Raw genomic sequence first — 22541 nt, forward strand, 5'->3', positions numbered from 1 at the left:
CGGGCGGTCGGGTTGGTGGTGTTTCGACGGGTCGGGCAGGTCGTGCGGTGGGGTGGTGCGAGCGGCGGGCGCGTGGGGCGTTGGGGTGGTGGTGCTCGGCGGGTCGGTCGGGTCGTGGGGGGCGTGCGGGTCGTGCGGGGACGGGCGGGGTCCTGACCAGGCCCCGAAGGGCGACGGGGGGCCGGTCAGGACTCGCGCGGTCGGCAGTGCGCCAGTGGTACGCACGCGTCGGCCAGTGGGGGCGGAAGCCGGCGGTGTGCTGCCGGTGGGAGCAGCGGTCGGCGGGGCGCCCCGAACGGCCCGGGCGGCAGGGCGTCCACGCTGTTCGCGGTGTCCCCGTCGTCGCCGTCGGACGGCTGCACCGACGGCAGCACCCGGGCCGGTGGGCCGACCAGTCGGGCCGGTACCCCCGGCGTCGGGCCGCACCACGGCGTCCGAATGCCCGGCGCGCCGGCCCCCGCCGCCGGCCCCGCGCTGCCCGAGCCCGCCGCCGTGCAGGCCGTCGCCGCCGGCAGGCCCGCCCGCAGCAGGTCGGCCGGGCCCACGCCCAGCAGGGTGGCCGCCACGGCCGCGCCCACCGCCACCGTCAGCGTGGCGGCCGCGCCGGTCAGCAGGCCGGTGTGCAGGCGACTGTCCGCCACCAGCAGGGCCGGCGAGGGCAGCCGGGGGCCCGGGCAGCCGTGCACTGCGGCCTTGTGCAGCAGTTCCCCCAGCCGCTCCACGAACTCCGGGTCGGCCGGGTCGCCGACCAGCGCCGGAACCTCCCGGGCCAGCGACGCGCGCGCCGAACGCACCCGGGCCTCGGCCGCCGCCGTGCTCGACTCCACCTCCACCGCCAGCTGCTCCACCGACAGCCCCAGGGTGTCGTGCAGCACCAGCGCCCGGCGGCGCGGCCGGGACAGCCGCTGCAACGCCTTCAACAGCGCCCGGTCCCGGGGCGTCAGCCGGGTCGGAGGCTCCGGGACGACCGGCTCGGCGACCTTGATCCGGCGCCGCGCCGCCCGCCGCAGCACCCGGGTCCGGCGCGGGCCGCCCCGGTGCCACGGCGACAGCGCCAGGTCGAACGCCGCCGACCGCACCCACCCCTCCGGGTCCGCCGCCGACACCTCCGCCCAGCGCCGCCCCGCCGCCCCCAGTGCGAGGTGCACACAGTGCACGGCGCGGTGCCGGTGGCCGGTCAGCAGGAAGGTCTGCTGCACCAGACGGGTGTGCACCAGGGCGACGAAGTCCTCGAACCCGGCGGGGGTTTCGTCCTCGGCGGACGGGCGGGCCCCGGCGGGCTGCTGCGGGAATCCACCGGACGGGGCGTGGGGGGCTTCGGGGTCGGCGGGGGTTTCGTCTTCGGCGGACGGGCGGGCCCCGGCGGGCTGCTGCGGGAATCCACCGGACGGGGCGTGGGGGGCTTCGGGGGCGGCGGGCCTGGGCTTCGGGCGGCGGGCGGGGTCGGGTGTCGGTGAGGTCTTGGTCGCCGGGGAGTCAGGGGCCGGTTCCGTGCCCGGTGTTGTCGCTCGGGGAGCCTTGGCGGGCTTGCGCTTCTGGCGGCGGGCGGGGCCGGACGCCGGTGAGGCCTTGGCGGGTGGCGCGGCAGGGCCGGCCTTAGCCGGTCTGCGTTTCGGGGCGGTGGTGGCGGGCGGCGGGGCGGTGGTGGCGGGCCGTGGGGTGGCGTTCGGAGCGTCAGGGGCCGTTTTTGCGCCGGACGTTGCCCCCGGTGGGGCCAGGGCGGTGGCGAGGGCGGCGGCTTCCTCGGGGGTGCGGGCGCCGAGTTTGCGCACGGCGCGGTTGAGGTGGGCGCGGGCGGTGCCGGGGGAGACGCCGAGGTTGCGGGCCATGATGCGCAGGTCGTCGTCGCCGGCGGCGACGCGCGCCAGCGCATGAGCCTCGCGCGGGGTGAGGCTGCGCAGCAGGTCGCGGGTGCGGGAGGGGTCTCCGGTGGTGCGCGCAGGTCCGGCGGTCAAAGGTGAAGTCACCGCAATCCTCCGCTGTGAGTCCGTCCCGGCAATAGGCACATGTACTGATAATCCGGGACACGGCGAAGGTTTGCGCGTTGACACCCCGTAACGCGCGGCCTTGGCAGCATGTGGCCCATGACGCAGCTGATGGGCCGTCCGATCCTCGGCCTGCCGAGCGAACTCGACAGTCGTTCCTCCCTCGCCGATCTGCTCGCCGGAGTACGTACCGCGCTGCTCACCCTGTCCGTGGTCGCCGTCCCGGTGTTCGGCCTGTGGGTGCTGGCCCCGTACGGCGACGACTCGGCGGAGGGTGCGGCCAGGACGGCGTTCGGGCTGTGGCTGCTCGGCCACGGCGCGCCCCTCGCCCGGGGGCCCGAGGCCGCGCCGGTGACGGTCACGCCGCTGCTGCTCACGGTGGTCTTCGCGGTGCTGGTGGCGCGGGCCGGACGCCGGGTGGCCCGGCGCGCCCGGGGGCGCGGGTTCGTCCGCTGGCGCTCCCCCTTGGCGATGTACGCCGGGTACCAGTTGGTCTCGGCCGGAGCCGTCGCGCAGTGCGCCGATCCGGAGGCCGCGCTGTGCTCCCGGGGGGTCCTGGACCTGCTGGCGGTCGCCGGGTTGACGGCCGGTGCGCTCGGCTACGGGCTGTGGGGCGGGCTCGGCCGGCCCGGGCAGCTGCGACGGCTGCCGCTGCCTGCCGCGCTGTGGCCGCCGGACGGCGCCGAGCCGGCGGTCCTGCGGGCGCTGGCCGGGTGGGCGGGCGCGCTGCTGGCCGGCGGCGGGGCAGTGTTCGGGGCGGCGGTGCTGCTCGGCTCGGCCGGACAGAGCGCCCAGCGCCTCGGCGGCGGCGCCGCCGGATGGCTCGGCATGCTGCTGGCCAGCGCGGCGCTGGTGCCCAACGCGCTGCTCTGGGCGGTGGGTTACGCGCTCGGCCCGGGCTTCACGGTCGGCGCGGGCAGCCACGCCGGGCCGCTGGGCACCGGGCTCGGTGCCGTCCCCGACTTCCCGCTGCTCGCCGTGCTGCCCGACCGGCGCGGTGCGGACTGGCACCTGCTGGCCTGCGCGATGCCCGCCGCCGCCGCGGTCGTCGCCGCGCTGTTGCTGGGTCGCGCCGCCACTCGTTGGAGTGTTTCGCAGACCGCCGGGGTCGCCGCCGTCGCCGCGCTGGCCGCCGCCCCGCTCGGCGTGCTGGCCGGCTGGTCCTGCGGGGGCGCGCTCGGGACCCGGCGGATGGCCGAACTCGGGCCGGTGCCATGGCAGTTCGGCCTCGCTCAGAGCGCCTGGCTGCTGGCCGTGGCGGTGCCGGGCGCGCTGCTCGCCCGCTGGTGGCACACCCGCAAGGGGGCGGGCCCGGTGGTACGCGCCCGGGTCGGCGCGTACCGCCTGGTGTGCCGCCTTGCCGCGTAGCGCCCACGCCCGCCCGCCCACCCACCCGTGACCCCGCCGCCGAGGTGAACCCGGGGTGGTCCGCTGCGCGGGGCTGGGGGGAGTGGGGTGAGTGGACGAGGGGGGCGGTCCGCTGCGCGGGGCTGGGGGGAGTGGGGTGAGTGGACGAGGGGGGCGGTCCGCTGCGCGGGGCTGGGGTCGGGAGCTGGGTGAGTGAACGGGGGGCAGTCTGCTGTGCGGGGCTGGTCGGGAGCTGGGTGAGTTGATGGGGAGCGGACGCTGCGCGGGCCGGCTCGGGGCAGTCCGTTGCGCGGGGCTGAGGGGTGAGTGGGCCAGGGGTCGGATGCTGCGCAGGCCTGACCCGGGGCAGCCCATTGCGTAGGGCTGGGGTCGGGAGCGGGGTGGGGCGAAGCCCGGCCGGGTCCGCTGCGCGGGGCCGGGTTGGTGGGACGGGCCCGCGGGAGGGGCTGGCGCAGTGGGGGGTGGCGCGTGCACGTTGGCGGCGGGGTCACGGGTGGGTGGGTGGGGCGGGCGCGGTCAGGCGTCGCGGCGCAGCAGCGTGCGCAGGCCCGCCGCCGCGGCGATCGCCGTCCACAGGGCCATCAGCAGCAGGCCGGTGCCGTGGCCGTAGTGGACGCCGGGGGCGTCCTGCAGGCGTGTGGCGTACAGGCCGGCCCGGTCGGGCAGGAACTGGGCGGCCTCGCGGATGCCGGGGATGGCGGAGAGCGCGGTGGTGCCGAGGAAGACCAGGGGGGAGAGCAGGCCCAGCGCGGCGGTCTGGTTGCGCAGCACGGTGGTCAGCGACAGGCACAGCACCAGCAGCAGCGGGTGGTAGAGCACCCCCGCCGCGAGGGCCCGCCAACTGCCCGGGGCGGACAGGTCGAGGCCGACCGAGGCGGCGGTGGCGGCGAGTTGGCCTGCCACGGTGAGCAGACCGACGGCCAGGCCCAGGCCCGCGCCGAGCAGCAGCTTGCCCCGGTAGTACCGCGTCCGGTCGGGGACGGCGGCGAGCGAGGTGGTCAGGGTGCCGGAGGCGTACTCCTGGCCGACCAGCAGGATGCCCAGGCAGACCACCGCGACCTGGCCGAAGTTGAGTCCGTAGAACAGGCCCTCCATCGGGTCCTCGGTGATCGAGGTGTCGGTGCGGCCGTAGGCGAACTGGACGGCTGCGGTGATGCCCGCGCTCAGCGCGACCGCCAGCAGCGGCGTCGTCCACAGGGAGCGCAGGGTGGTGAACTTGGCCCATTCGGCGCGCAGCGGGTGGGTGCTCATGCCGCCACCGCCCGGTACTCGACGGCGTCCGCGGTCATCCGCATGAAAGCTTCCTCCAGGGAGTCGTGGGTGACGGACAGTTCGACCAGCGCCACCCGGCGGGACGCGGCCAGTGCGCCCAGTTCGCCCGGGTCGGCGTCCGGCACGTCGTAGGCGCCGTTGCCGAGCGGCACCGCCGTGGGGTGGGTTTCGGCGAGCAGCGCGGCGAGGGCGGCCGGGTCGACGGCCCGGAGCCGGACCCGGCGGCGGCCGTGCTCGGCCAGGAACGCGGTGGTGGAGGTGTCGGCCAGCAGTCGGCCCCGGCCGATCACCACCAGGTGGTCGGCGGTCTGCGCCATCTCCGCCATCAGGTGCGAGGAGACCAGCACCGCGCGGCCCTCGTCGGCGAGTCGGCGCAGCAGCGTCCGGATCCACCGGATGCCTTCCGCGTCCAGGCCGTTGGCCGGCTCGTCCAGCAGCAGCGCGGCCGGGTCGCCGAGCAGGGCGGCGGCGATGCCCAGGCGCTGGCGCATGCCGAGCGAGTAGGTGCGGATCCGGCGGTGGGCGGCGTCGGTGAGGCCGACCAGGGCGAGCACCTCGTCGATCCGGCGGGCGGGCAGGGCGTGCGAGGCGGCGATCCAGCGCAGGTGGCCGGTGGCGGTGCGGCCGCCGTGCACGGCCTGGGCGTCCAGCAGGGCGCCGACGCGGCGCAGTGGCTCGGTGAGCCGGTGGTAGGGCCGGCCGTCGATCAGGGCCGTGCCGGAGGTCGGCCGGTCCAGGCCGAGCACCATGCGCAGGGTGGTGGACTTGCCCGCGCCGTTCGGTCCGAGGAAGCCGGTGACCCGGCCCGCTTCCACCCGGAAGCCGAGGCCGTCCACGGCCCGGCGCTCTCCGTAGGCCTTGGTCAGGTCGCGGATCTCGATCACGGCGGCGCTCCTCTCGTCGGGTGTGACCATCAGTCAATCGGCGTGCGGGAAGCGGCGGATCCCGCCCGGGAGTGGTCCGTCTCCCTCTCGGGAGGGAGGATGGCGCGATGCCCGCTCTGTTCGCCCCGCTGCTGCTGCCCGCGACCTGGGCCCGATGGCTGCACCTGCTGGTCGGCGCGGTGTTCGCCGGGATGGTGCTGCTGGTCTACCCGGGGACGGAGGGCGTCTCGACCGGGCGGGCGCTGCTGCTCAGCGGCGCGGTCGACGTGCCGCTGCTGGGCCTGGTCGCGTTGGTGCCGGCGGTGCGGCGGGCGGAGGGCGTGCAGGCGCGGCTGCTGCTGGTGCCGGAGCGCGAGGAGTCGATCGGCGTTGCCGCGTCGGCGAGTTGGGCGGACCGCGGACGGACGGCGCTCTGGCTGGTCGCGCGCGTGGCGCTGGGCACGGCGGCGGGCGTCCTGATGGCCGCGGCGTTCGGCGCGGCTGCGCGGTGGCCGGTGCTCGCGGTGCCGGCGCTGGGCGCGCTGCTGTGGCTGGTGGTGCTCGCCGGCCGGCTCCAACTCGCGCTCGCCATGCGCCTGTTGGGTCCCTCGGCGGCGGAGCGGCTGGCTGCGGCGGAGCTGCGTGCGGAGCGGCTGCTGGAGCGCAACCGGCTGGCCCGCGAACTGCACGACTCGATCGGCCACGCGCTGACCGTGACGGTCCTGCAGGCGGGCGCGGCCCGCGAGGTCGCCGACCCGGCTTTCCGGGAACGGGCGCTGGAGGCGATCGAGACCACCGGCCGCCGCGCGCTGGACGACCTGGAACGGATGCTGGTGCTGCTGCGCGAGGCCCCCGAGGCGGCCGCCGGCGAACAGCCCGGCCTGGACCGGGCCGAGGAGCTGTTCGCCGCCGCCCGCGCCGCCGGCAGCCCCGTGGACGCCCAACTGGACGTCTGCGCGGCCGAGTTGCCCGGCGTGCTGTCCCGCGAGGCGTACCGGATCGTCCAGGAGGGCGTCACCAACGCGCTGCGGCACGCGCCGGGCGCGCCGATCCGGATCCGCGCCCTGGTCGCGGCCGGCGAGCTGGCCCTCTCCTGCCGCAACACGCTGACCGGCAAGGGGAGTTCGCGCAGGGGCGGCGGCAAGGGCCTGCGCGGCGTGCGGGAACGCGCGGTGCTGCTCGGCGGCGACTGCGAGGCCGGCCCGGACGGCCCGGACTGGGTGCTGCGGGTGCGGCTGCCACTACGGTTGGGCCGGTGACGGTGATCAAGGTGCTGCTGGTCGACGACGAGGAGCTGATCCGGGCCGGCCTGCGCGCCGTCCTGGACGCCCAGGACGGCATCGGCGTCGTCGGCGAGGCCGAGGACGGCGCCCAGGCCCTCGGCCTGGTCCGCTCGCTGCGCCCCGACGTGGTGCTGATGGACGTCCGGATGCCCGGTCTGGACGGGCTGGCCGCGACCCGGGCGATCCTGCGCGCCGCCCACCGGCCGCCGAAGATCCTGGTGGTCACCACCTTCGAGGCCGACGACTACGTGTACGAGGCGCTGCGGGCCGGCGCGGACGGCTTCCTGCTCAAGCGCTCCCGCCCGGCGGAGATCGTCCAGGCGGTGCGGCTGGTCGCGGCGGGCGAGTCGCTGCTGTTCCCGGCGTCGATCCGCCGCCTCGCCGCGGCCCGGAGCGGGGGCGCGGCGGACGGCGGGGCGGTGGCCCGGGCCGGGCTGACCGAGCGGGAGGGGCAGGTGCTGCGGCTGATGGCGCGCGGACTGTCCAACGCGGAGATCGGCGAACGGCTGCACCTGGGCGTGCAGACCGTCAAGACGCACGTCAGCAGCCTGCTCGGCAAGCTTGGCGCGCGCGACCGCACCCAGGCGGTGATCGCCGCCTACGAGTCGGGCTTCGTCTCCCCGGCCGCCGATCCGGACCCCGCCGCCGGCCACGCCTGACGGCAGGTCACTCCGCGGGGCCCTCGTAGATCGTGGTCACCCAGGAGGGGACGTCGGTGCCGCAGCTGCGCACGCCCTCCTTGGTGATCGCGGAGTTCACGCAGTCCAGGTAGTCGTGGTACGCGAACTGCATGGTGAACGTCGCCAGCGACATCACCAGCGCCAGGCCGCCGGTGAGCAGCGCGCTGAGCGCGGCCGGGACCTGCGGGCGGACCGGGCGCGGCGCGAACGGGTCGGTGACCGGCTCGGCGGGCGCGCGCAGCACGGTGACGGCGTACCAGACGGCGAGCAGGGCGAGCGGGAAACCGATCCAGTACAGGCCGAACAGCACCGACAGCAGGGCGATGAAACCCGACAGCAGGGCGTTGCGTGCGGTGCGGTGCGCCGGGTCGGACAGGTCGAGGCGCGGCCCCTGCGGGCCGGGCTCGGGGCGCGGGCCCCACTGCGGCGGCTGCGGGTGCTCGCCGTCCGGCTGCCCGTCCGGCCGGTTGCCGGACTCGGGCGGCTGCGGGAGGCGGGGGCGCCAGGGCTGGTCCGGGGCGCCGGGCGGAGGGGGCGCGAAGGGGTTGCGCTCGCCGCTGTCCTCGCCGCTGCTCATGGTGTCGGCCGTTTCTGCTCGTCGGTTTGTCCGCCCGGTGGTGGGGGAGTGGGCGGTCCGTCAATGATCCCCCAACCGGTCGGCGGCTGTACGGCACCCCGCCAGACCGCTGCCGGGCGGCCGGGAGATCCGCGTCTCAACTACGCGCGTAGCGTTGCGGGGTGGTGACGAATGGCCCCCCACCAGCCGTTATCGTGGTGACGGTCGGCAGCTCCCGACGGTTCCCCGGGTCCCGCAGCGCCGCGGCCGCCCGCGCCATCGACGGCTCCCGACCTGCCGCCGCCCGTAATGGCCCCACCGACGGTGGACGTACCAGCGGGCGACACCGACCTACGGAGAATCGCGCCGTGGCTGCCGCTGACACCCAAGTGTTCCCGCCCCGTACCCCCGGACCGGCCCGGCTGGTGGTGCTGGTCTCCGGCTCCGGCACCAACCTCCAGGCGCTGATCGACGCCGCCGCCGACCCCGCCTTCGGCGCCCGGATCGTCGCGGTGGGCGCCGACCGTTACGACATCGCCGGGATCGACCGGGCCGAGCAGGCCGGGATCCCGGTGTTCGTCGAGCGGGTCAAGGACCACGCCGACCGGGCCGCCTGGGACGCCGCGCTGACCGCCGCCGTCGCGTCGCACGAACCCGACCTGGTGATCTCCGCCGGGTTCATGAAGATCCTCGGCCCCGCGTTCCTCGGCGCCTTCGCCGGACGCACCGTCAACACCCACCCCGCGCTGCTGCCCGCCTTCCCCGGCGCCCACGGCGTCCCCGACGCGCTGGCGTACGGCGTGAAGGTCACCGGCTGCACCGTGCACCTGGTGGACGCCGGCGTGGACACCGGGCCGATCCTCGCCCAGGGCGTGGTGGAGGTCGAGGACACCGACCACGCCGACGGCGGCGAGGCGCTGCACGAACGCATCAAGACTGTCGAGCGCAAGCTGCTCGTCGAGGTCGTGGGCCGGCTGGCCCGCGAAGGACACCGCATCGAGGACCGAAAGGTATGGATCCCGGCATGAGCGCCGCTCCCTCCGCCACTCCGCCCGTCTCCGAGAACGTTCGCCCGATCCGCCGCGCGCTGATCAGCGTGTACGACAAGACCGGTCTGGAGGAGCTGGCCCAGGGCCTGCACGCCGCCGGTGTCGCCATCGTCTCCACCGGGTCCACCGCCGGGCGGATCGCCGCCGCGGGCGTTCCGGTCACCGAGGTCTCCGAGCTGACCGGCTTCCCCGAGTGCCTGGACGGCCGGGTCAAGACCCTGCACCCGCGGGTGCACGCCGGCGTCCTCGCCGACCTGCGCCTGGAGTCGCACCGCGCGCAGCTCGCCGAGCTCGGCGTCGAGCCGTTCGACCTGGTCGTGGTGAACCTGTACCCGTTCACCGCCACCGTCGCCTCCGGCGCCACCCCCGACGAGTGCGTCGAGCAGATCGACATCGGCGGCCCGTCGATGGTCCGCGCCGCCGCCAAGAACCACCCCTCGGTGGCCGTCGTCGTCGACCCGGCCCGCTACGCGGACGTGCTGACGGCCGCGCAGTCCGGCGGCTTCGACCTGCTGACCCGCAAGCGCCTGGCCGCCGCCGCGTTCGCGCACACCGCCGCGTACGACGTCGCCGTGGCGAGCTGGTTCGAGGAGTCCGGCTACACCGAGACCGACGCGGCGTTCCCGTCCTTCCTCGGCAACACCTGGGAGCTGGGCAACGTCCTGCGCTACGGCGAGAACCCGCACCAGCAGGCCGCGCTCTACACCGACGGCACCGGCGGCCTCGCGGGCGCCCAGCAGCTGCACGGCAAGGAGATGTCCTACAACAACTACGTGGACACCGACGCCGCCCGCCGCGCCGCCTACGACCACGCCGGCCCCGCCGTCGCGATCATCAAGCACGCCAACCCGTGCGGCATCGCCACCGGCGCGGACGCCGCCGAGGCGCACCGCAAGGCCCACGCCTGCGACCCGGTCTCCGCGTACGGCGGCGTGATCGCCGTCAACCGCCCGGTCACCGTCGAACTGGCCGAGCAGATCGCCCCGATCTTCACCGAGGTCGTCGTCGCCCCCGGCTACGAGGACGGCGCCCTCGAGGTGCTGACCAAGAAGAAGAACCTGCGGGTGTTGCTCGCCCCCGAGGCCCCCGCCGACAAGCTGGAGTCCCGCCGCATCTCCGGCGGCGTGCTGCTCCAGCAGGTCGACCGGGTGGACGCCGAGGGCGACGACCCGGCCACCTGGACGCTCGCCACCGGCGAGGCGCTGTCCGCCGACGAGCTGGCCGAACTCGCCTTCGCCTGGCGGGCCTGCCGGGCCGTCAAGTCCAACGCGATCCTGCTCGCCAAGGACGGCGCCTCGGTCGGCGTCGGCATGGGCCAGGTCAACCGGGTCGACTCCTGCAAGCTGGCCGTCACCCGGGCCGGCGAGCGGGCCACCGGCTCCTACGCCGCCTCCGACGCGTTCTTCCCGTTCGCCGACGGCCTGGAGATCCTGCTCGCCGCGGGCGTCAAGGCCGTGGTGCAGCCCGGCGGTTCGATCCGCGACGAAGAGGTCATCGCCGCCGCCGAGAAGGCGGGCGTGACCATGTACTTCTCCGGGACCCGGCACTTCTTCCACTGACCGGCGCCGACCGGCACCGACCGGCCGGTTCCGAACGCCGAGGGCCCCGCACTCCGTCTCCGGAGTGCGGGGCCCTCGGGCGCTCGGGGCGAGCGTTACTTCTTGATCACCAGGGTGCCGGCGGCACGGTCGTGCCAGCCCTGCAGCTTGCCGGAGTTGTCGAAGAACGGCGACAGGAAGACCAGCAGCATGCCGATGCCGCAGAGGAAGTAGCCGACCTGCGGAATGATGAAGCGGACGAAACCGGCGCCCGCGCCCGGGTTCTGACCGGTGTTCTCCTTGACCACGCGCAGGCCCAGGGCCATCTTGCCCAGGGTGGCGCCCGCGAAGCTGATCATCAGCCACTCGTAGAGCAGGTTGAAGATGGCGACCACCGCGACCATGCCGAACAGCGCGGCGGCGGCGCCGGTGGAGGCCTGCGCACGCTCGTTGACGCAGGCCTGGTACGCGGCGGTGCCGTAGCCCGTGCAGGTCTTGCTGGCGCCGTCCGTGAAGCCCAGCGCACCGGCCAGGCCCAGCGCCATCGCGATGCCGACGACGACACTGCTGATCAGGCCGTCCAGCAGGCGGGCCAGGAAACGCTGGCCCATGGTGGCGACCCGCACCATGCCGAGGTTGGCGATGTTGATGTAGCCGTTGTTGGCCTGGATCGTGCCGGGCATCTGCGGGTAGCCGTAGCCGTAACCGGGCTGCGGAGGCACCTGCGCCTGCGGGTAGCCGTAGCCGGGCTGCTGCGGCGGCTGCTGCGGGTAGCCGTAACCCGGCTGCGCCGGCTGCTGGCCGTAGGGGTTGTTGGGGTCGGGCGGGTAGCTCATCGATGCCTCCGGGCAGGAAGGAGCGTGGACGGAACGAAAAAATCCTGGGGACGGGTGGGCAGGGGACACGCCGACCGCGTCGGAGAGTAGCGGACGAGTCCGACGACGGGGGGATCAACAGTCAACCGCGGACCCTCCGTTCAGAGCGCGAGAATGCCGAAGCGGGCCAACTCCCAGGCCCAGGCGGCCATCGCGGCCGCGCCGAGCAGCAGGTTCCGGCGGCCGTACGACAGCCGGCGCCACCAGCGCCCCGGTCCCAGCGGCGCGAACAGCAGCGCCACCACCGCCACCGCCGTCACCGGGTTCGCCGCCAACGCGGCCCCCCAGTGCGCGTGACCGGCCTCGATGAACACGGTGGTGCTGCCGCAGAACGGGCACGGTACGCCGGTCATCAACCGCAACGGGCAGAGCACGCCCGGGTCGTGGGCGTCGTGCACCGCCGCCACCGCGAGCGCCGCCCCCGCCGCCGCGGCCGGCCGCACCAGCACCCGCGCCACCGCGCCCGGCACCGTACCGGCCGACCGCCACCGGCGGGCCGTCAGCGCGCCGCCGGACAGCGGCACCGGACAGGCCGTCACCGACCCGGCCGGCCCGGGAGTCGCGGGGTTCATGTGACGGTGAGCCCGAGGACGACGATGCCGAGGGTGATCAGTACGGACAGGGAGTTCAGCACGATGCCGCCGATCGCGGCGGTTCGGCCCGTACCACCCAGCTGCGCCGACCTGTTCAGGCCCGAGACGCCGAAGCCCAGACCCACCAGGCCCAGCACGCCGCCGTAGACGCAGGACAGCAGGACCGCGATGAAACCGATCACCACCGACGTCGTGGCGGCGTTGTTGTTCACCGCCATCGGAACGCCCGGCGGGTACGGGTGCGAGGGGTGCGGCGGCTGCTGCGGGTACCCGTAGCCGTAACCGGGCTGCGGCTGTGGTGGCTGCGGCGCCTGGGGATAGCCGTACGACGGCTGCTGCGGCGGCGGACCCGACGGGCCGCCGGCCTGGCCGTAACCGCCGTACGGATCCGGCTGGTACGGATTGCTCACGTGTCGATTCCCCCGACTGTGTTCGTCCCCCGCGGCCCGACGGTCCGTCACCAGGACCTGGGCGGCGGTACTTGCCTTGTCATCGTGAGCCTTGGCGCCGCACGCTGTCCAGCCACACGCAGGCCACGGACACGACCGTGGCACAACCGCAATCCCCCGGCACGCTCCGTGTCCGGCAGGGACGCTCCGTGCACGCCCGCCCGGCGGCACGGCGCGGACCCCGGATCCGGAAGAATGGAGACATGACTGCCCAGATTCTCGATGGCAAGGCCACCGCGGCCGCGATCAAGTCCGAACTCGCCGTCCGCGTGGCGGCCCTCAAGGAACGGGGCATCGTCCCCGGCCTCGGCACCGTCCTGGTCGGCGACGACCCGGGCAGCCGGTGGTACGTCAACGGCAAGCACCGCGACTGCGCGGAGATCGGCATCGCCTCCATCCAGCGCGAACTGCCCGCCACCGCCACCCAGGAAGACGTCGAGAACGTCGTCCGCGAGCTCAACGCCGACCCGGCCTGCACCGGCTACATCGTCCAGCTGCCCCTCCCCAAGGGCCTGGACCAGAACCGCGTGCTCGAACTCATGGACCCCGACAAGGACGCCGACGGCCTGCACCCGACCTCGCTCGGCCGCCTCGTCCTCGGCATCGACGGCCCGCTGCCCTGCACCCCGCTCGGCATCGTCGAACTGCTGCGCCGCCACGGCGTCGCCATCGACGGCGCCGAGGTCGTGGTCGTCGGCCGCGGCATCACCGTCGGCCGCTCCATCGGCCTGCTGCTCACCCGCCGCAGCGAGAACGCCACCGTGACGCTGTGCCACACCGGCACCCGCGACCTCGCCTTCCACCTGCGCAAGGCCGACATCGTGGTTGCCGCCGCGGGCGTCCCGCACCTGGTCAAGCCCGAGGACGTCAAGCCCGGTGCGGCCGTACTGGACGTCGGCGTCTCCCGCAGCGAGGGCAAGATCGTCGGCGACGTGCACCCCGGCGTCGCCGAGGTCGCCGCCTGGATCTCCCCCAACCCCGGCGGCGTCGGCCCGATGACCCGCGCGATGCTCCTCAACAACATCGTCGAGGCGGCCGAGCGCCGCGCCGGCGTCTGAGACCGGTGCCCGGCGTCATGAAGCGCGCCCGCCGCCGACCCGTCACCACCGAAGGAACCCTCCCGCCGGAGGGTTCCCGGGCGGCACTCGGCCGTGGCCACACCCTCCCGCTCCGGCAGTGGCCGATCACCCTGGTCCTCGCCGTCGCCACCCTCGGCCTGCTGGTCACCTGGGCCGGAAACTTCCGGCTCGGCCTGCTCGCCGTCGGCGCCGCACCACTGCTCGGCGCCCTGCTGCGACTCGGCCTGCCGGACGTCGGCATGCTCGCCGTCCGCAGCCGGTTCACCGACGTCACCCTGATGTTCGTGCTCGGCGGGGTGATCGTGCTGCTCACGCTGGTGGCGCAGCCCAACCCGTGGCTGAACGTCCCGATGCTGGACAACATCGGACGGCTCATCGGGCACCCCGTGCACTAGGCCCACGTCCGCAAGGTCGCGATCAACGGCAAGTCATTGCCCACGTCGCGATCTTGCGGTCGGGTGCCTTCCGCTGCGCGCAGTTCTCCCCCAGTCCTGGCGGGCCGGGAGGTACCCCCACGCGCCCCTGTTTTCCCAGCCACCTGCCTTCGCGATAGCCTGTCTCGGGTCTCTCGACATCGAGAGATCATCCTCGGCTCCGGCGCGCCGATGTGCCTGGGGCGCCTGGCGACAGCTGGAGAAGGTAGATATGACTCGCACCCCCGTCAACGTCACCGTTACCGGAGCGGCCGGCCAGATCGGCTACGCGCTGCTCTTCCGCATCGCCTCCGGTCACCTGCTGGGTGCCGACGTGCCGGTGAACCTGCGCCTGCTGGAGATCCCGCAGGGCGTGAAGGCCGCCGAGGGTGTCGCCATGGAGCTGGACGACTGCGCGTTCCCGCTGCTGCGTGACATCACCATCACCGACCAGGCGAACGTCGCGTTCGACGGCGCCAACGTCGCGCTGCTGGTCGGCGCCCGTCCGCGTACCGCGGGCATGGAGCGCGGCGACCTGCTGTCCGCCAACGGCGGCATCTTCGGTCCGCAGGGCAAGGCGATCAACGCCCACGCCGCGGACGACATCAAGGTCCTGGTGGTCGGCAACCCGGCCAACACCAACGCCCTGATCGCCCAGCGCAACGCCCCGGACGTGCCGGCCGAGCGCTTCACCGCGATGACCCGCCTGGACCACAACCGCGCCGTCGCCCAGCTGGCGAAGAAGGCCGGCGTGACGGTCGAGGACGTCAAGAAGGTCACCATCTGGGGCAACCACTCCGCCTCGCAGTACCCGGACCTGTTCCACGCCGAGGTCTCCGGCAAGTCCGCGTTCGACGCCGTCGGCGCCGACCAGGAGTGGGTCGAGAACTTCTTCATCCCGAAGGTCGCCAAGCGCGGCGCCGAGATCATCGAGGTCCGCGGCGCGTCCTCGGCCGCCTCGGCCGCGAACGCCGCCATCGACCACGTGTACACCTGGGTCAACGGCACCCCGGCCGGCGACTGGACCTCGATGGGCATCGTCTCCGACGGCTCGTACGGCGTGCCGGAGGGCCTGATCTCCTCGTTCCCGGTCACCACCAAGGACGGCAAGTTCGAGATCGTCCAGGGCCTGGACCTCTCCGAGTTCGACCGCGCCCGGATCGACGCCTCCGTCAAGGAGCTCGCCGAGGAGCGCGACGCGGTGCAGGAGCTCGGCCTCATCTGAGTGCCGCTTTGCCGCGTGTGAACGGCCGGGTGCCCACGGGGCGCCCGGCCGTTCTCCTACACTCGGGCCGTGACCGAAACCCTGCAGGACGCCGCGCTCGTCCTGGTGTTCATCATGCTGGGCGGTCTGTTCAACGTCGCCGAGATCGCGCTGATCTCACTGCGCGAGGGGCAGATCCGCACCCTGGAGTCGGCCGGTTCACGCCGCGCCGCCCGGGCCGCGCACCTGGCGGCCGACCCGAACCGGTTCCTGGCCGCCGTGCAGGTCGGTGTGACGTGCATGGGCTTCCTGTCGGCGGCGTTCGGCGCCGACACGCTGGCCGGCAAACTCGCCCCGGTGTTCGTGAAGGCCGGACTCTCGGACGGCGTCGCGGACGCGGTCGCGCTGGTCGGCCTGACCCTGGTGATCTCCTACGCCTCCCTGGTGCTGGGCGAGTTGACGCCCAAGCGGATCGGCCTGCAGCGGGCCGAGTCGATCGCCCTGCTGGCCGCGCCGGTGGTGGACGTGATGTCGGTGGCGCTGCGTCCGGTGATCTGGCTGCTCGGCCACTCCACCAACCTGATGGTGCGCCTGCTGGGCGGCGACCCGTCCGCCGGCCGCGGCGTGATGAGCCCCGAGGAGCTCCGCGGCCTGGTCGCCGCCAACACCGAACTCGGTTCGGACGAACGCGAGTTGATCAACGAGGTGTTCGCGGCGGGGGAGCGCCAGCTGCGCGAGGTGATGGTGCCGCGGACCGAGGTGACCTTCCTGGACGGCGACCGCCTGGTGCGCGAGGTCCGCGCCGAGACCGACTCCTCCCCGCACTCCCGCTACCCGGTGGTCGAGGGCTCCTACGACGCCGTCACCGGCTTCGTGCACGTCCGCGACCTGTACGGGGTGCGCGGCGAACAGGCCGCCCGGGTCCGTGACCTGGCCCGCCCCGTCAAACTGCTGCCCGCCACCAAAAGGGTGCTGGAGGCGATGAGCGAGATGCGCCGCGAGGGCCACCACCTGGCCATCGTGGTCGACGAGTACGGCGGCACCGCCGGCATCGTCACCCTGGAGGACCTGGTCGAGGAGGTGATCGGCGAGATCCGCGACGAGTACGACGCCCAGGACACCACCGCGACCCGCCGCCTGGCCGGTGGCGGCGTCGAACTCGACGGCCTGCTCAATCTCGCCGACTTCACCGAGGAGACCGGCTTCACCCTGCCCGAGGGCCCCTACGAGACGGTCGCCGGCTTCGTGGTGCGCGAACTCGGCCGGCTGCCGCAGAAGGGCGACCAGGTGGTCACCGAGTCCGGCGCCCGGCTCACCGTGGCCCGCCTCGACGGACGCCGGATCGAACGGCTGCGGGTGAGTGCCGTCACACTGCCCAACCCGGGTGCGCCGGACGTTTCCTGAGCGGCCGGGGGAACTGGAACAATGGGCCCATGGTCAACGCAGCGGTCACCGGTCCGGTGAAGGACCGTCCCCGGGTGCTCTCCGGCATCCAGCCCACCTCAGGCTCATTCCACCTGGGCAACTACCTCGGCGCGGTACGTCAGTGGGTCGACATGCAGGAGGCCAACGACGCCTTCTACATGGTCGTCGACCTGCACGCGATCACCGTCGAACAGGACCCGGCGACGCTGCGGCAGAACACCCGGGTCTCGGTCGCGCAGCTGCTCGGCGCCGGTCTCGACCCCGAGCGCTGCACCCTGTTCGTGCAGTCCCAGGTGCCCGAGCACGCGCAGCTGGCCTGGGTGATGAACTGCCTCACCGGCTTCGGCGAGGCCTCCCGGATGACGCAGTTCAAGGACAAGTCCCTCAAGCACGGCGCGGACCGCACCACCGTCGGCCTGTTCACCTACCCGGTACTGATGGTCGCCGACGTCCTGCTCTACCAGACCCAGACCGTCCCGGTCGGCGAGGACCAGCGCCAGCACCTGGAGCTCACCCGCGACCTCGCGGAGCGCTTCAACACCCGCTACGGCAAGACCTTCACCGTCCCCGAGCCGTACATCCTGAAGGCCACCGCCAAGATCCAGGACCTGCAGGACCCGAGCGCGAAGATGAGCAAGTCCGCGGCCAGCGACAAGGGCCTGATCAGCCTGCTCGACCCGCCGAAGACCAGCGCCAAGAAGTTCAAGAGCGCCGTCACCGACACCGACACCGTCGTCAGCTACGACGAGGCCAACAAGCCCGGCGTCTCCAACCTGCTGCGGATCCACTCCGCGCTCAGCGGGATGAGCATCGAGCAGCTGGTCGCGCACTTCGACGGCAAGATGTACGGCGCGCTGAAGACCGAACTGGCCGACCTGTTCACCGACTGGGTCACCCCGTTCCAGACCCGCACCCAGGAGTACCTGGACGACCCGGCCGAGCTGGACCGGGTGCTCGCGCTCGGCGCCGAGAAGGCCCGGGCGGTGGCGTCCGAGACGCTCGCCGAGGTGTACGACCGCGTCGGCTTCCTGGCGCCGAAGCGCTGATGCCGACGGCTGCCGCCCCCGATGGTGACGGGCTCGACGAGGCCGTCACCATCGGCGTGTCCATACACGTCCCGGAACCGTACGGCAGCCAGGTGCAGGACGCCCGGGCCGGCCACGGCGACCCGCAGGCCCGGGCGATACCCACCCACGTCACCCTGCTGCCGCCCACCGAGACCCGGGCCGACCGGCTCCCCGGAATCGAGCACCACCTGCGGACCGTGGCCGCCGCCAACCGCCCGTTCCGCATGCTGCTCCAGGGCAGCGGAACCTTCCGCCCGGTCTCCCCTGTGGTCTTCGTCCGGGTCGAGGAGGGCGCCCACGAGTGCCGTGCCCTGGAAGCCGAAGTCCGCTCCGGCCCCCTGGCCCGCGAACTCGCCTTCCCCTACCACCCGCACGTCACCGTCGCCCACGGCCTCCCCGACCCCGTCCTGGACGAGGCCCACGAACAGGCCCGCACCTTCCGCGCGGTGTTCGAGGTCACCGAATTCGTCCTCTCGACGTTCGGTGCCGACGCGGTGTGGCGGCCCTGGCGCAGTTACGCGTTCGGCCGATCCTGAGCGTTCCGTTCGCGGATTCCCGGAGTTGTCTGGGAGTCCTTTGCCATTCCTTCGCCCGGGCTTTCCCCATTGTTACCGTCGAATGGGGCGATCGCGGGGCAGGAGAAGAATGGCTGGCAGGTCGATGCGGAAACTGGCGCGGCGTTTTGCGGGCCGGGTGCTTCGCCGACTGGGCGTCCTCCCGGCCCCCGCCGCTCCCGCCGCCGTTCCGGACCCGCCGCCGGACCCGCGGCGGGTCCGCGAGGACGAGCTGCTGGCCGCCGACCGCCGGCTCGTGCGGCACCACGACCGGCTGGCCGAGCTCCGCGACGACCTGCTCGCCCCGCAGGCCCGCCAGGCCAACCTGACCGCCGTCGCCGGGGTGCTGGACGCCGCCGAGGTGCGCTACACCCTGATCCCCGACCGCGGCCCGCGCCACCGGCTGGCCGTTCCCCCCGGCGGCCGGGACCGGGTGCTGGACGTGGTCGCCGACGCCTTCCGCGGCGCCCCCGTGTACGCGGCGCTGCTCGGCCACGGCAGTGTGCACCGCACGGTGCTCGCCGAGGAGCTGCCGCAGGCCGTCGCCGAGCACGAGCTGCCGCCGCAGGTGGAGGAGACCGCGCAGGACACGGGCGAAGCGGTGGACGAGGCGAGCGAACCGGTGGAGCCTGTCGAGCCGCCCGAGCGGGTCAAGGGCGTGCGCCTGTTCCGGCCGGTGGTGACCGGTACCCGCACCCTGTACTACGGCTCGGACCACGGCTGCGACCTGGAGTTCTGGGACACCGACGGCTCGGCGCGCGGCGCCGTCGCCTCGATCGACCAGACCCCCTTCGGCTGGTGGCTGCCCTCACTGGAGGTGGCCGGCACCGTCCGGGTCGGCGACCACGACTACCCCGTCGCGGAACCGTTCCTGCAGGCCCTGCCCGAGGACGTCCGCTTCCCGGTGGACGCCGTGATCACCTGGGTCGACGACCGCGACCCCGCCTGGTGCGAACGCCGCGACGCCGCCCGTACCCGGCTGTACGGAGACGCCGGGCCGTCCGCCGACGACACCGACCACGACGACGGCGACCACCGCTACCGCAACCGCGACGAACTGCGCCACTGCCTGCGCTCGATCGCCATGTACGCCCCCTGGATCCGGCGGATCTTCCTGGTCACCGACGACCAGACGCCGTCGTGGCTGGACACCTCGGTGCCCGGGCTGACCCTGGTGTCGCACCGCGAACTGCTGGACGGCGGACCGGTGTTCAACTCGCACGCGATCGAGACCGGACTGCACCGGATCCCCGGCCTGGCCGAGCACTTCCTGTACTTCAACGACGACATGTTCCTCGGCGGGCCGGTCCGCCCCGAGCACTTCTTCCTCGGCAACGGACTGCCCAGGGTCTTCCGCGACACCCGGATCGTCCCGCCGTCCGCCGGGGCCGGCTCCGCCGACGTCTACACGGCCGCCCAGCAGAACACCCGGCGGGCGCTGCAACGCGACCACGGCCGGGCCTTCACCAGGGTGCTCGCGCACGTCCCGTACGCGCTGCGGCGCACCCTGCTGGAGGACTCCGCGCGGCGCTGGCGGACCGAACTGGAGGCCACCGGCCGTTCGGCGTTCCGCTCCGCCACCGACGTCGCCCCCGTCACCCTGGCGCTGTACCACGCGCAACTGCGCGGCGCCGCGGTGGACGGCACCCTCGCCCACGGGTACCTGGCGGTGGACCGCGCCGAGGACCGGGACCGGATGGCCCGGCTGCTCGACGAGCGCGACCTGCTGGCGTTCTGCCTGGCCGACGGGAGCGGCGACGGCAGCCCCGCGCAGGAGCAGGACCGGGCGATGGCCGCGTTCCTGGCCGCGTACTTCCCGGTGCCCGGCCCGTACGAGCGGCCGGCCGGCTCAGCCGGCGGCGCCGAGGGCGAGCATCCGGTCGACCAGGCGGACTGCTGCCCCGCCGTCGTCCAGCGGGCAGAACCGCTCGCGGAACGCGCGATAGTTCTCCCGGTACCGCGCCGGGTCGAGGTCGCGTAGCGCGGCCACCACCTGCTCGGAGCCGGTCAGCAGCGGGCCCGGGGCCTGCGCCTCGAAGTCGAAGGTGAAGCCGCGCAGGCGGTCGCGGTAGTGCTCCAGGTCGTAGGTGAAGAACAGCATCGGACGGCCGGTCACCGCGAAGTCGAACATCACCGAGGAGTAGTCGGTGACCAGCACGTCGGCGATCAGCAGCAGGTCCTGGACGTCCGGGTAGTCGGCGACGTCGCGGACGAAGTCGTCGTCCGGCAGCGCGCCGCCGCAGTGCACGTGCGGGCGCAGCAGCAGCACGTGGTCGTGGCCGAGGGCGGCCCGGGCGGCGGCCAGGTCGAGGTGCAGATCGACCTCGAAGCGGTCGCTGGCGCCGCGCCGGTCGTCCCGCCAGGTCGGCGCGTACAGCACCACCCGGCGGTCGGGCGGCACCCGCAGCCGGCGGCGGACGGCGGCCACCTCGTCCGGGTCGGACCGGACCAGCCGGTCGTTGCGCGGGTAGCCGCCTTCCAGCACCTCGCCGCGGTGGCCGAAGGAGGCGACCAGCTCCGGGGTGGCGAACGGGCTGGGCGACAGCAGCAGGCTCCACTGCCGCACCTCGCGGTCCAGCCGCTCCAGGTAGCCGCCGGCGGTGGTGCAGTTCTCCGGCATGCGGTGGCCGATCCGTTTCAGCGGGGTGCCGTGCCACAGCTGTACCACCACCTGGCCGTCGCGGCGGCGCAGGAAGTCCGGGAAGTGCGTGTTGCCGACCAGGTAGCGGCAGGTGGCGAGCGCCTCGTACCACTCGGGGCTCCACTGCCGGACCGCGCGCACCGGTCCGGGCGGCTGCTCCTGGCCGTCCTCGATCACCCACAGGTGCTCCAGCGGGAGCTTCCGGCGGGCGAGTTCGGCGTGCACGGCGCGCGGGTTGCAGGCGTAGCCGCGGCCGCCGAAGACGTCGTACAGCACGGCGTCGCGCAGCGGGCGGCGGCGGGCGGCCGGGTAGCTCTCGGTGCGCAGCCGGTGCTGGCGCAGGGCGCTGCGTTCGAGGGCGGCGAGCACCGGGAGGCTGTCCACGATCAGGGTGTCGTGCCAGCGGCGCTGCAGCAGGAAGGACTTGTCGCCGGACCGTCTTGGAGCCGGGAGCAGCGGGAGCGCGGCCGGGTGCAGGCGCAGCGGGTGGCCGGGGTGCCGGTCGGGGCCGGCGGGGCACAGCAGGGCCTCCCAGATGCCCTTGCCGAGCGGGCGGGGCACACCGTCGGGCCCGTCGGGGGTGAGCGGCAGTCGGACGGTGAAGCGGCCGCCCCCGTCCGGGGTGGGCGGGCGGACCGGTGTACGCCGTTCGCGCCCGTCGCCGCAGTGCCGCAGCACCAGCTCCAGCGGGGTGTCGGGGGCGCCGGGGAACTCTCCGGCGAGGTCGAAGCCGCCGTCCACGGGGGTGATCCGGTCGATCAGCGGTTCGGCCGGCTGGACGCAGAACTGCAGGCGGTCGTCGGCGAGTTGCTTGGCGTACAGCACTTGGCCGGCGCCCACCGGCAGCTGGCAGCTGCCGGTGGGCGGGTGGCGCAGGACGAGTGGGGCGTCGCCGTCGGGGAGCGTCAGTGAGGGCTCCCAGTGGCCCTCGGCGAGACGCGGGACCTTGCCGGCGAAGGCGGTGAACTCGTGGCCCTGCCAGTGCACCAGGCTCTGCACGACGGCGCCGGTGGCGCGGTGCCGCAGGACCAGGGCGCCGCTGGTGCCGGCGGCGGTGCCGCGCAGTTCGAAGCCGTCGGGGCGGGAGCGGCAGGAGTCGACCCGGGCGCGGGCCGGGCGCACCGTCAGGTGCAGCACGCCGTCCTCGACGGTCGGCACGAGCTGGAGCGCCGGGCCGGTCCACCCGGCGGGCGGGTACTCGCCGCTGCCGCACCAGTACGCGGCCAGCGGGGCGCGGGCCCGGCGCGGGCCGCTGCCGACCACCGCTTCGACCCGCCAGCCCGGGACCGGCCGCAGCGCGGGGGCGTGCAGCAGCGCCGGTTCGAGGTGGGCGGTGAACCCGGTCCAGTCGAGGCTGTGCCGGGTCTGCGCGCTGTCGTCGGTGGCCTCGGGCAGGTAGTGCGGGACGGTGCGCAGCCGCAGCGGGCGGCGGCTCCCGTCGGTGGGGTGCAGTTCCAGGACGATGCGGGTCTGTCCGGGGCGTTCGCCGGGTGTGTCGAGGAGTCGGCCTTCGCCGGTCAGGACGAGCTCCCCGCTCTCCCAGACGGCGCGGCGCAGCGCGGCGGCGGCGGCCGGTTCGGTGGGGCGCGCGGGCCGGGCGGTGGTGGGGCGCCGTACGAGGTGGGACATTCCAGATATCCCAGTGCA

General features: G+C 74.2%; 19 protein-coding genes and 1 pseudogene. 12 read left to right on the forward strand and 8 right to left on the reverse strand.

Annotated elements, in window-relative coordinates:
* Window positions 1–185: 185 nt before the first annotated feature.
* Complete coding sequence (locus tag ACFV18_RS30880; RefSeq protein WP_380488594.1) at window positions 186–1967, reverse strand: sigma factor-like helix-turn-helix DNA-binding protein; 1782 nt, start codon at window positions 1965–1967, stop codon at window positions 186–188.
* Between the two features lie 117 nt (window positions 1968–2084).
* Between ACFV18_RS30880 and ACFV18_RS30885 the strand changes: the two genes are divergently transcribed.
* Window positions 2085–3353, forward strand: a complete 1269-nt coding sequence (locus ACFV18_RS30885) for a DUF6350 family protein (RefSeq protein WP_380488595.1) — start codon at window positions 2085–2087, stop codon at window positions 3351–3353.
* A 516-nt stretch (window positions 3354–3869) separates the two neighbouring features.
* On the opposite strand, the gene ACFV18_RS30890 is transcribed toward ACFV18_RS30885, so the two are convergent.
* Both ACFV18_RS30890 and ACFV18_RS30895 read right to left on the reverse strand, forming a co-directional pair.
* Window positions 3870–4604 carry a hypothetical protein gene (locus tag ACFV18_RS30890; RefSeq protein WP_380488596.1) on the reverse strand — a complete coding sequence of 245 codons (735 nt, stop codon included), beginning with the start codon at window positions 4602–4604 and terminating at the stop codon, window positions 3870–3872.
* Entirely contained in the window at window positions 4601–5509 is a 909-nt protein-coding gene (locus ACFV18_RS30895; RefSeq protein ID WP_380488597.1) for an ABC transporter ATP-binding protein, read from the reverse strand. The genes ACFV18_RS30890 and ACFV18_RS30895 overlap by 4 nt, the downstream gene beginning before the upstream one ends.
* Window positions 5510–5616: 107 nt before the next feature.
* Between ACFV18_RS30895 and ACFV18_RS30900 the strand changes: the two genes are divergently transcribed.
* Entirely contained in the window at window positions 5617–6747 is a 1131-nt protein-coding gene (locus tag ACFV18_RS30900; protein ID WP_380488598.1) for a sensor histidine kinase, read from the forward strand.
* On the forward strand, window positions 6744–7430 hold the full coding sequence (locus tag ACFV18_RS30905; protein WP_380488599.1) for a response regulator: 687 nt from the start codon (window positions 6744–6746) through the stop codon (window positions 7428–7430). Before ACFV18_RS30900 ends, ACFV18_RS30905 begins: the two co-directional genes overlap by 4 nt.
* 7 nt (window positions 7431–7437) lie before the next feature.
* On the opposite strand, the gene ACFV18_RS30910 is transcribed toward ACFV18_RS30905, so the two are convergent.
* Window positions 7438–8028, reverse strand: coding sequence for a hypothetical protein (locus ACFV18_RS30910; protein WP_380488600.1), 591 nt, complete (start codon window positions 8026–8028; stop codon window positions 7438–7440).
* A gap of 347 nt (window positions 8029–8375) precedes the next feature.
* Here ACFV18_RS30910 and purN point away from each other — a divergent pair, with 347 nt between their 5' ends.
* On the forward strand, window positions 8376–9035 hold the full coding sequence (purN, locus tag ACFV18_RS30915) for a phosphoribosylglycinamide formyltransferase (protein WP_380488601.1): 660 nt from the start codon (window positions 8376–8378) through the stop codon (window positions 9033–9035).
* Complete coding sequence (gene purH, locus ACFV18_RS30920; RefSeq protein WP_380488602.1) at window positions 9032–10615, forward strand: bifunctional phosphoribosylaminoimidazolecarboxamide formyltransferase/IMP cyclohydrolase; 1584 nt, start codon at window positions 9032–9034, stop codon at window positions 10613–10615. The genes purN and purH overlap by 4 nt, the downstream gene beginning before the upstream one ends.
* A gap of 95 nt (window positions 10616–10710) precedes the next feature.
* Here the strand turns inward: purH and ACFV18_RS30925 are convergent, their stop codons facing one another.
* The 3 genes from ACFV18_RS30925 to ACFV18_RS30935 all read right to left on the reverse strand — a co-directional run bounded on the left by ACFV18_RS30925 (window position 10711) and on the right by ACFV18_RS30935 (window position 12472).
* Window positions 10711–11430: an RDD family protein gene (locus ACFV18_RS30925; protein WP_380488603.1), complete on the reverse strand. Its 720-nt coding sequence runs from the start codon at window positions 11428–11430 to the stop codon at window positions 10711–10713.
* 140 nt (window positions 11431–11570) lie between these two features.
* Window positions 11571–12041: a DUF2752 domain-containing protein gene (locus ACFV18_RS30930; protein ID WP_380488604.1), complete on the reverse strand. Its 471-nt coding sequence runs from the start codon at window positions 12039–12041 to the stop codon at window positions 11571–11573.
* Window positions 12038–12472 (reverse strand): hypothetical protein, encoded by a 435-nt coding sequence (locus ACFV18_RS30935; protein ID WP_380488605.1) that lies wholly within the window; start codon window positions 12470–12472, stop codon window positions 12038–12040. The genes ACFV18_RS30930 and ACFV18_RS30935 overlap by 4 nt, the downstream gene beginning before the upstream one ends.
* 242 nt (window positions 12473–12714) lie before the next feature.
* On the opposite strand from ACFV18_RS30935, the gene ACFV18_RS30940 reads away from it, so the two are divergent.
* From ACFV18_RS30940 to ACFV18_RS30970, 7 genes and pseudogenes are all read left to right on the forward strand, one after another.
* Window positions 12715–13569, forward strand: coding sequence for a bifunctional methylenetetrahydrofolate dehydrogenase/methenyltetrahydrofolate cyclohydrolase (locus ACFV18_RS30940; RefSeq protein ID WP_380488606.1), 855 nt, complete (start codon window positions 12715–12717; stop codon window positions 13567–13569).
* Window positions 13570–13586: 17 nt separating this feature from the next.
* Window positions 13587–13985, forward strand: coding sequence for a DUF3017 domain-containing protein (locus ACFV18_RS30945; protein ID WP_380488607.1), 399 nt, complete (start codon window positions 13587–13589; stop codon window positions 13983–13985).
* Window positions 13986–14235: 250 nt separating this feature from the next.
* Window positions 14236–15228, forward strand: a complete 993-nt coding sequence (locus ACFV18_RS30950; protein WP_380488608.1) for a malate dehydrogenase — start codon at window positions 14236–14238, stop codon at window positions 15226–15228.
* A 69-nt stretch (window positions 15229–15297) separates the two neighbouring features.
* Complete coding sequence (locus tag ACFV18_RS30955; RefSeq protein WP_380488609.1) at window positions 15298–16611, forward strand: hemolysin family protein; 1314 nt, start codon at window positions 15298–15300, stop codon at window positions 16609–16611.
* A 29-nt stretch (window positions 16612–16640) separates the two neighbouring features.
* Window positions 16641–17678 carry a tryptophan--tRNA ligase gene (trpS, locus tag ACFV18_RS30960; RefSeq protein WP_380488610.1) on the forward strand — a complete coding sequence of 346 codons (1038 nt, stop codon included), beginning with the start codon at window positions 16641–16643 and terminating at the stop codon, window positions 17676–17678.
* Window positions 17678–18235 carry a 2'-5' RNA ligase family protein gene (locus tag ACFV18_RS30965; protein ID WP_380488611.1) on the forward strand — a complete coding sequence of 186 codons (558 nt, stop codon included), beginning with the start codon at window positions 17678–17680 and terminating at the stop codon, window positions 18233–18235. The genes trpS and ACFV18_RS30965 overlap by 1 nt, the downstream gene beginning before the upstream one ends.
* Window positions 18236–18359: 124 nt before the next feature.
* Window positions 18360–20093, forward strand: a pseudogene (locus ACFV18_RS30970) (stealth conserved region 3 domain-containing protein); the annotation flags it as partial.
* Between the two features lie 9 nt (window positions 20094–20102).
* Here ACFV18_RS30970 and ACFV18_RS30975 read toward each other — a convergent pair.
* Entirely contained in the window at window positions 20103–22523 is a 2421-nt protein-coding gene (locus tag ACFV18_RS30975) for a CDP-glycerol glycerophosphotransferase family protein (protein ID WP_380488612.1), read from the reverse strand.
* Window positions 22524–22541: the final 18 nt, after the last annotated feature.

The sequence above is a fragment of the Kitasatospora sp. NPDC059673 genome, assembly GCF_042734215.1.
Taxonomy (GTDB): Bacteria; Actinomycetota; Actinomycetes; order Streptomycetales; family Streptomycetaceae; genus Kitasatospora.

Bases quoted from the DNA above. Each gene is read 5' to 3' on its own strand.
- ACFV18_RS30910 (WP_380488600.1), bottom strand. From the start codon at position 8,028: ATGAGCAGCGGCGAGGACAGCGGCGAGCGCAACCCCTTCGCGCCCCCT.
- ACFV18_RS30975 (WP_380488612.1), bottom strand. From the start codon at position 22,523: ATGTCCCACCTCGTACGGCGCCCCACCACCGCCCGGCCCGCGCGCCCC.
- ACFV18_RS30890 (WP_380488596.1), bottom strand. From the start codon at position 4,604: ATGAGCACCCACCCGCTGCGCGCCGAATGGGCCAAGTTCACCACCCTG.
- purH (WP_380488602.1), top strand. From the start codon at position 9,032: ATGAGCGCCGCTCCCTCCGCCACTCCGCCCGTCTCCGAGAACGTTCGC.
- trpS (WP_380488610.1), top strand. From the start codon at position 16,641: ATGGTCAACGCAGCGGTCACCGGTCCGGTGAAGGACCGTCCCCGGGTG.
- ACFV18_RS30885 (WP_380488595.1), top strand. From the start codon at position 2,085: ATGACGCAGCTGATGGGCCGTCCGATCCTCGGCCTGCCGAGCGAACTC.
- ACFV18_RS30950 (WP_380488608.1), top strand. From the start codon at position 14,236: ATGACTCGCACCCCCGTCAACGTCACCGTTACCGGAGCGGCCGGCCAG.
- ACFV18_RS30940 (WP_380488606.1), top strand. From the start codon at position 12,715: ATGACTGCCCAGATTCTCGATGGCAAGGCCACCGCGGCCGCGATCAAG.
- ACFV18_RS30900 (WP_380488598.1), top strand. From the start codon at position 5,617: ATGCCCGCTCTGTTCGCCCCGCTGCTGCTGCCCGCGACCTGGGCCCGA.
- ACFV18_RS30965 (WP_380488611.1), top strand. From the start codon at position 17,678: ATGCCGACGGCTGCCGCCCCCGATGGTGACGGGCTCGACGAGGCCGTC.
- ACFV18_RS30925 (WP_380488603.1), bottom strand. From the start codon at position 11,430: ATGAGCTACCCGCCCGACCCCAACAACCCCTACGGCCAGCAGCCGGCG.
- ACFV18_RS30930 (WP_380488604.1), bottom strand. From the start codon at position 12,041: ATGAACCCCGCGACTCCCGGGCCGGCCGGGTCGGTGACGGCCTGTCCG.
- ACFV18_RS30945 (WP_380488607.1), top strand. From the start codon at position 13,587: ATGAAGCGCGCCCGCCGCCGACCCGTCACCACCGAAGGAACCCTCCCG.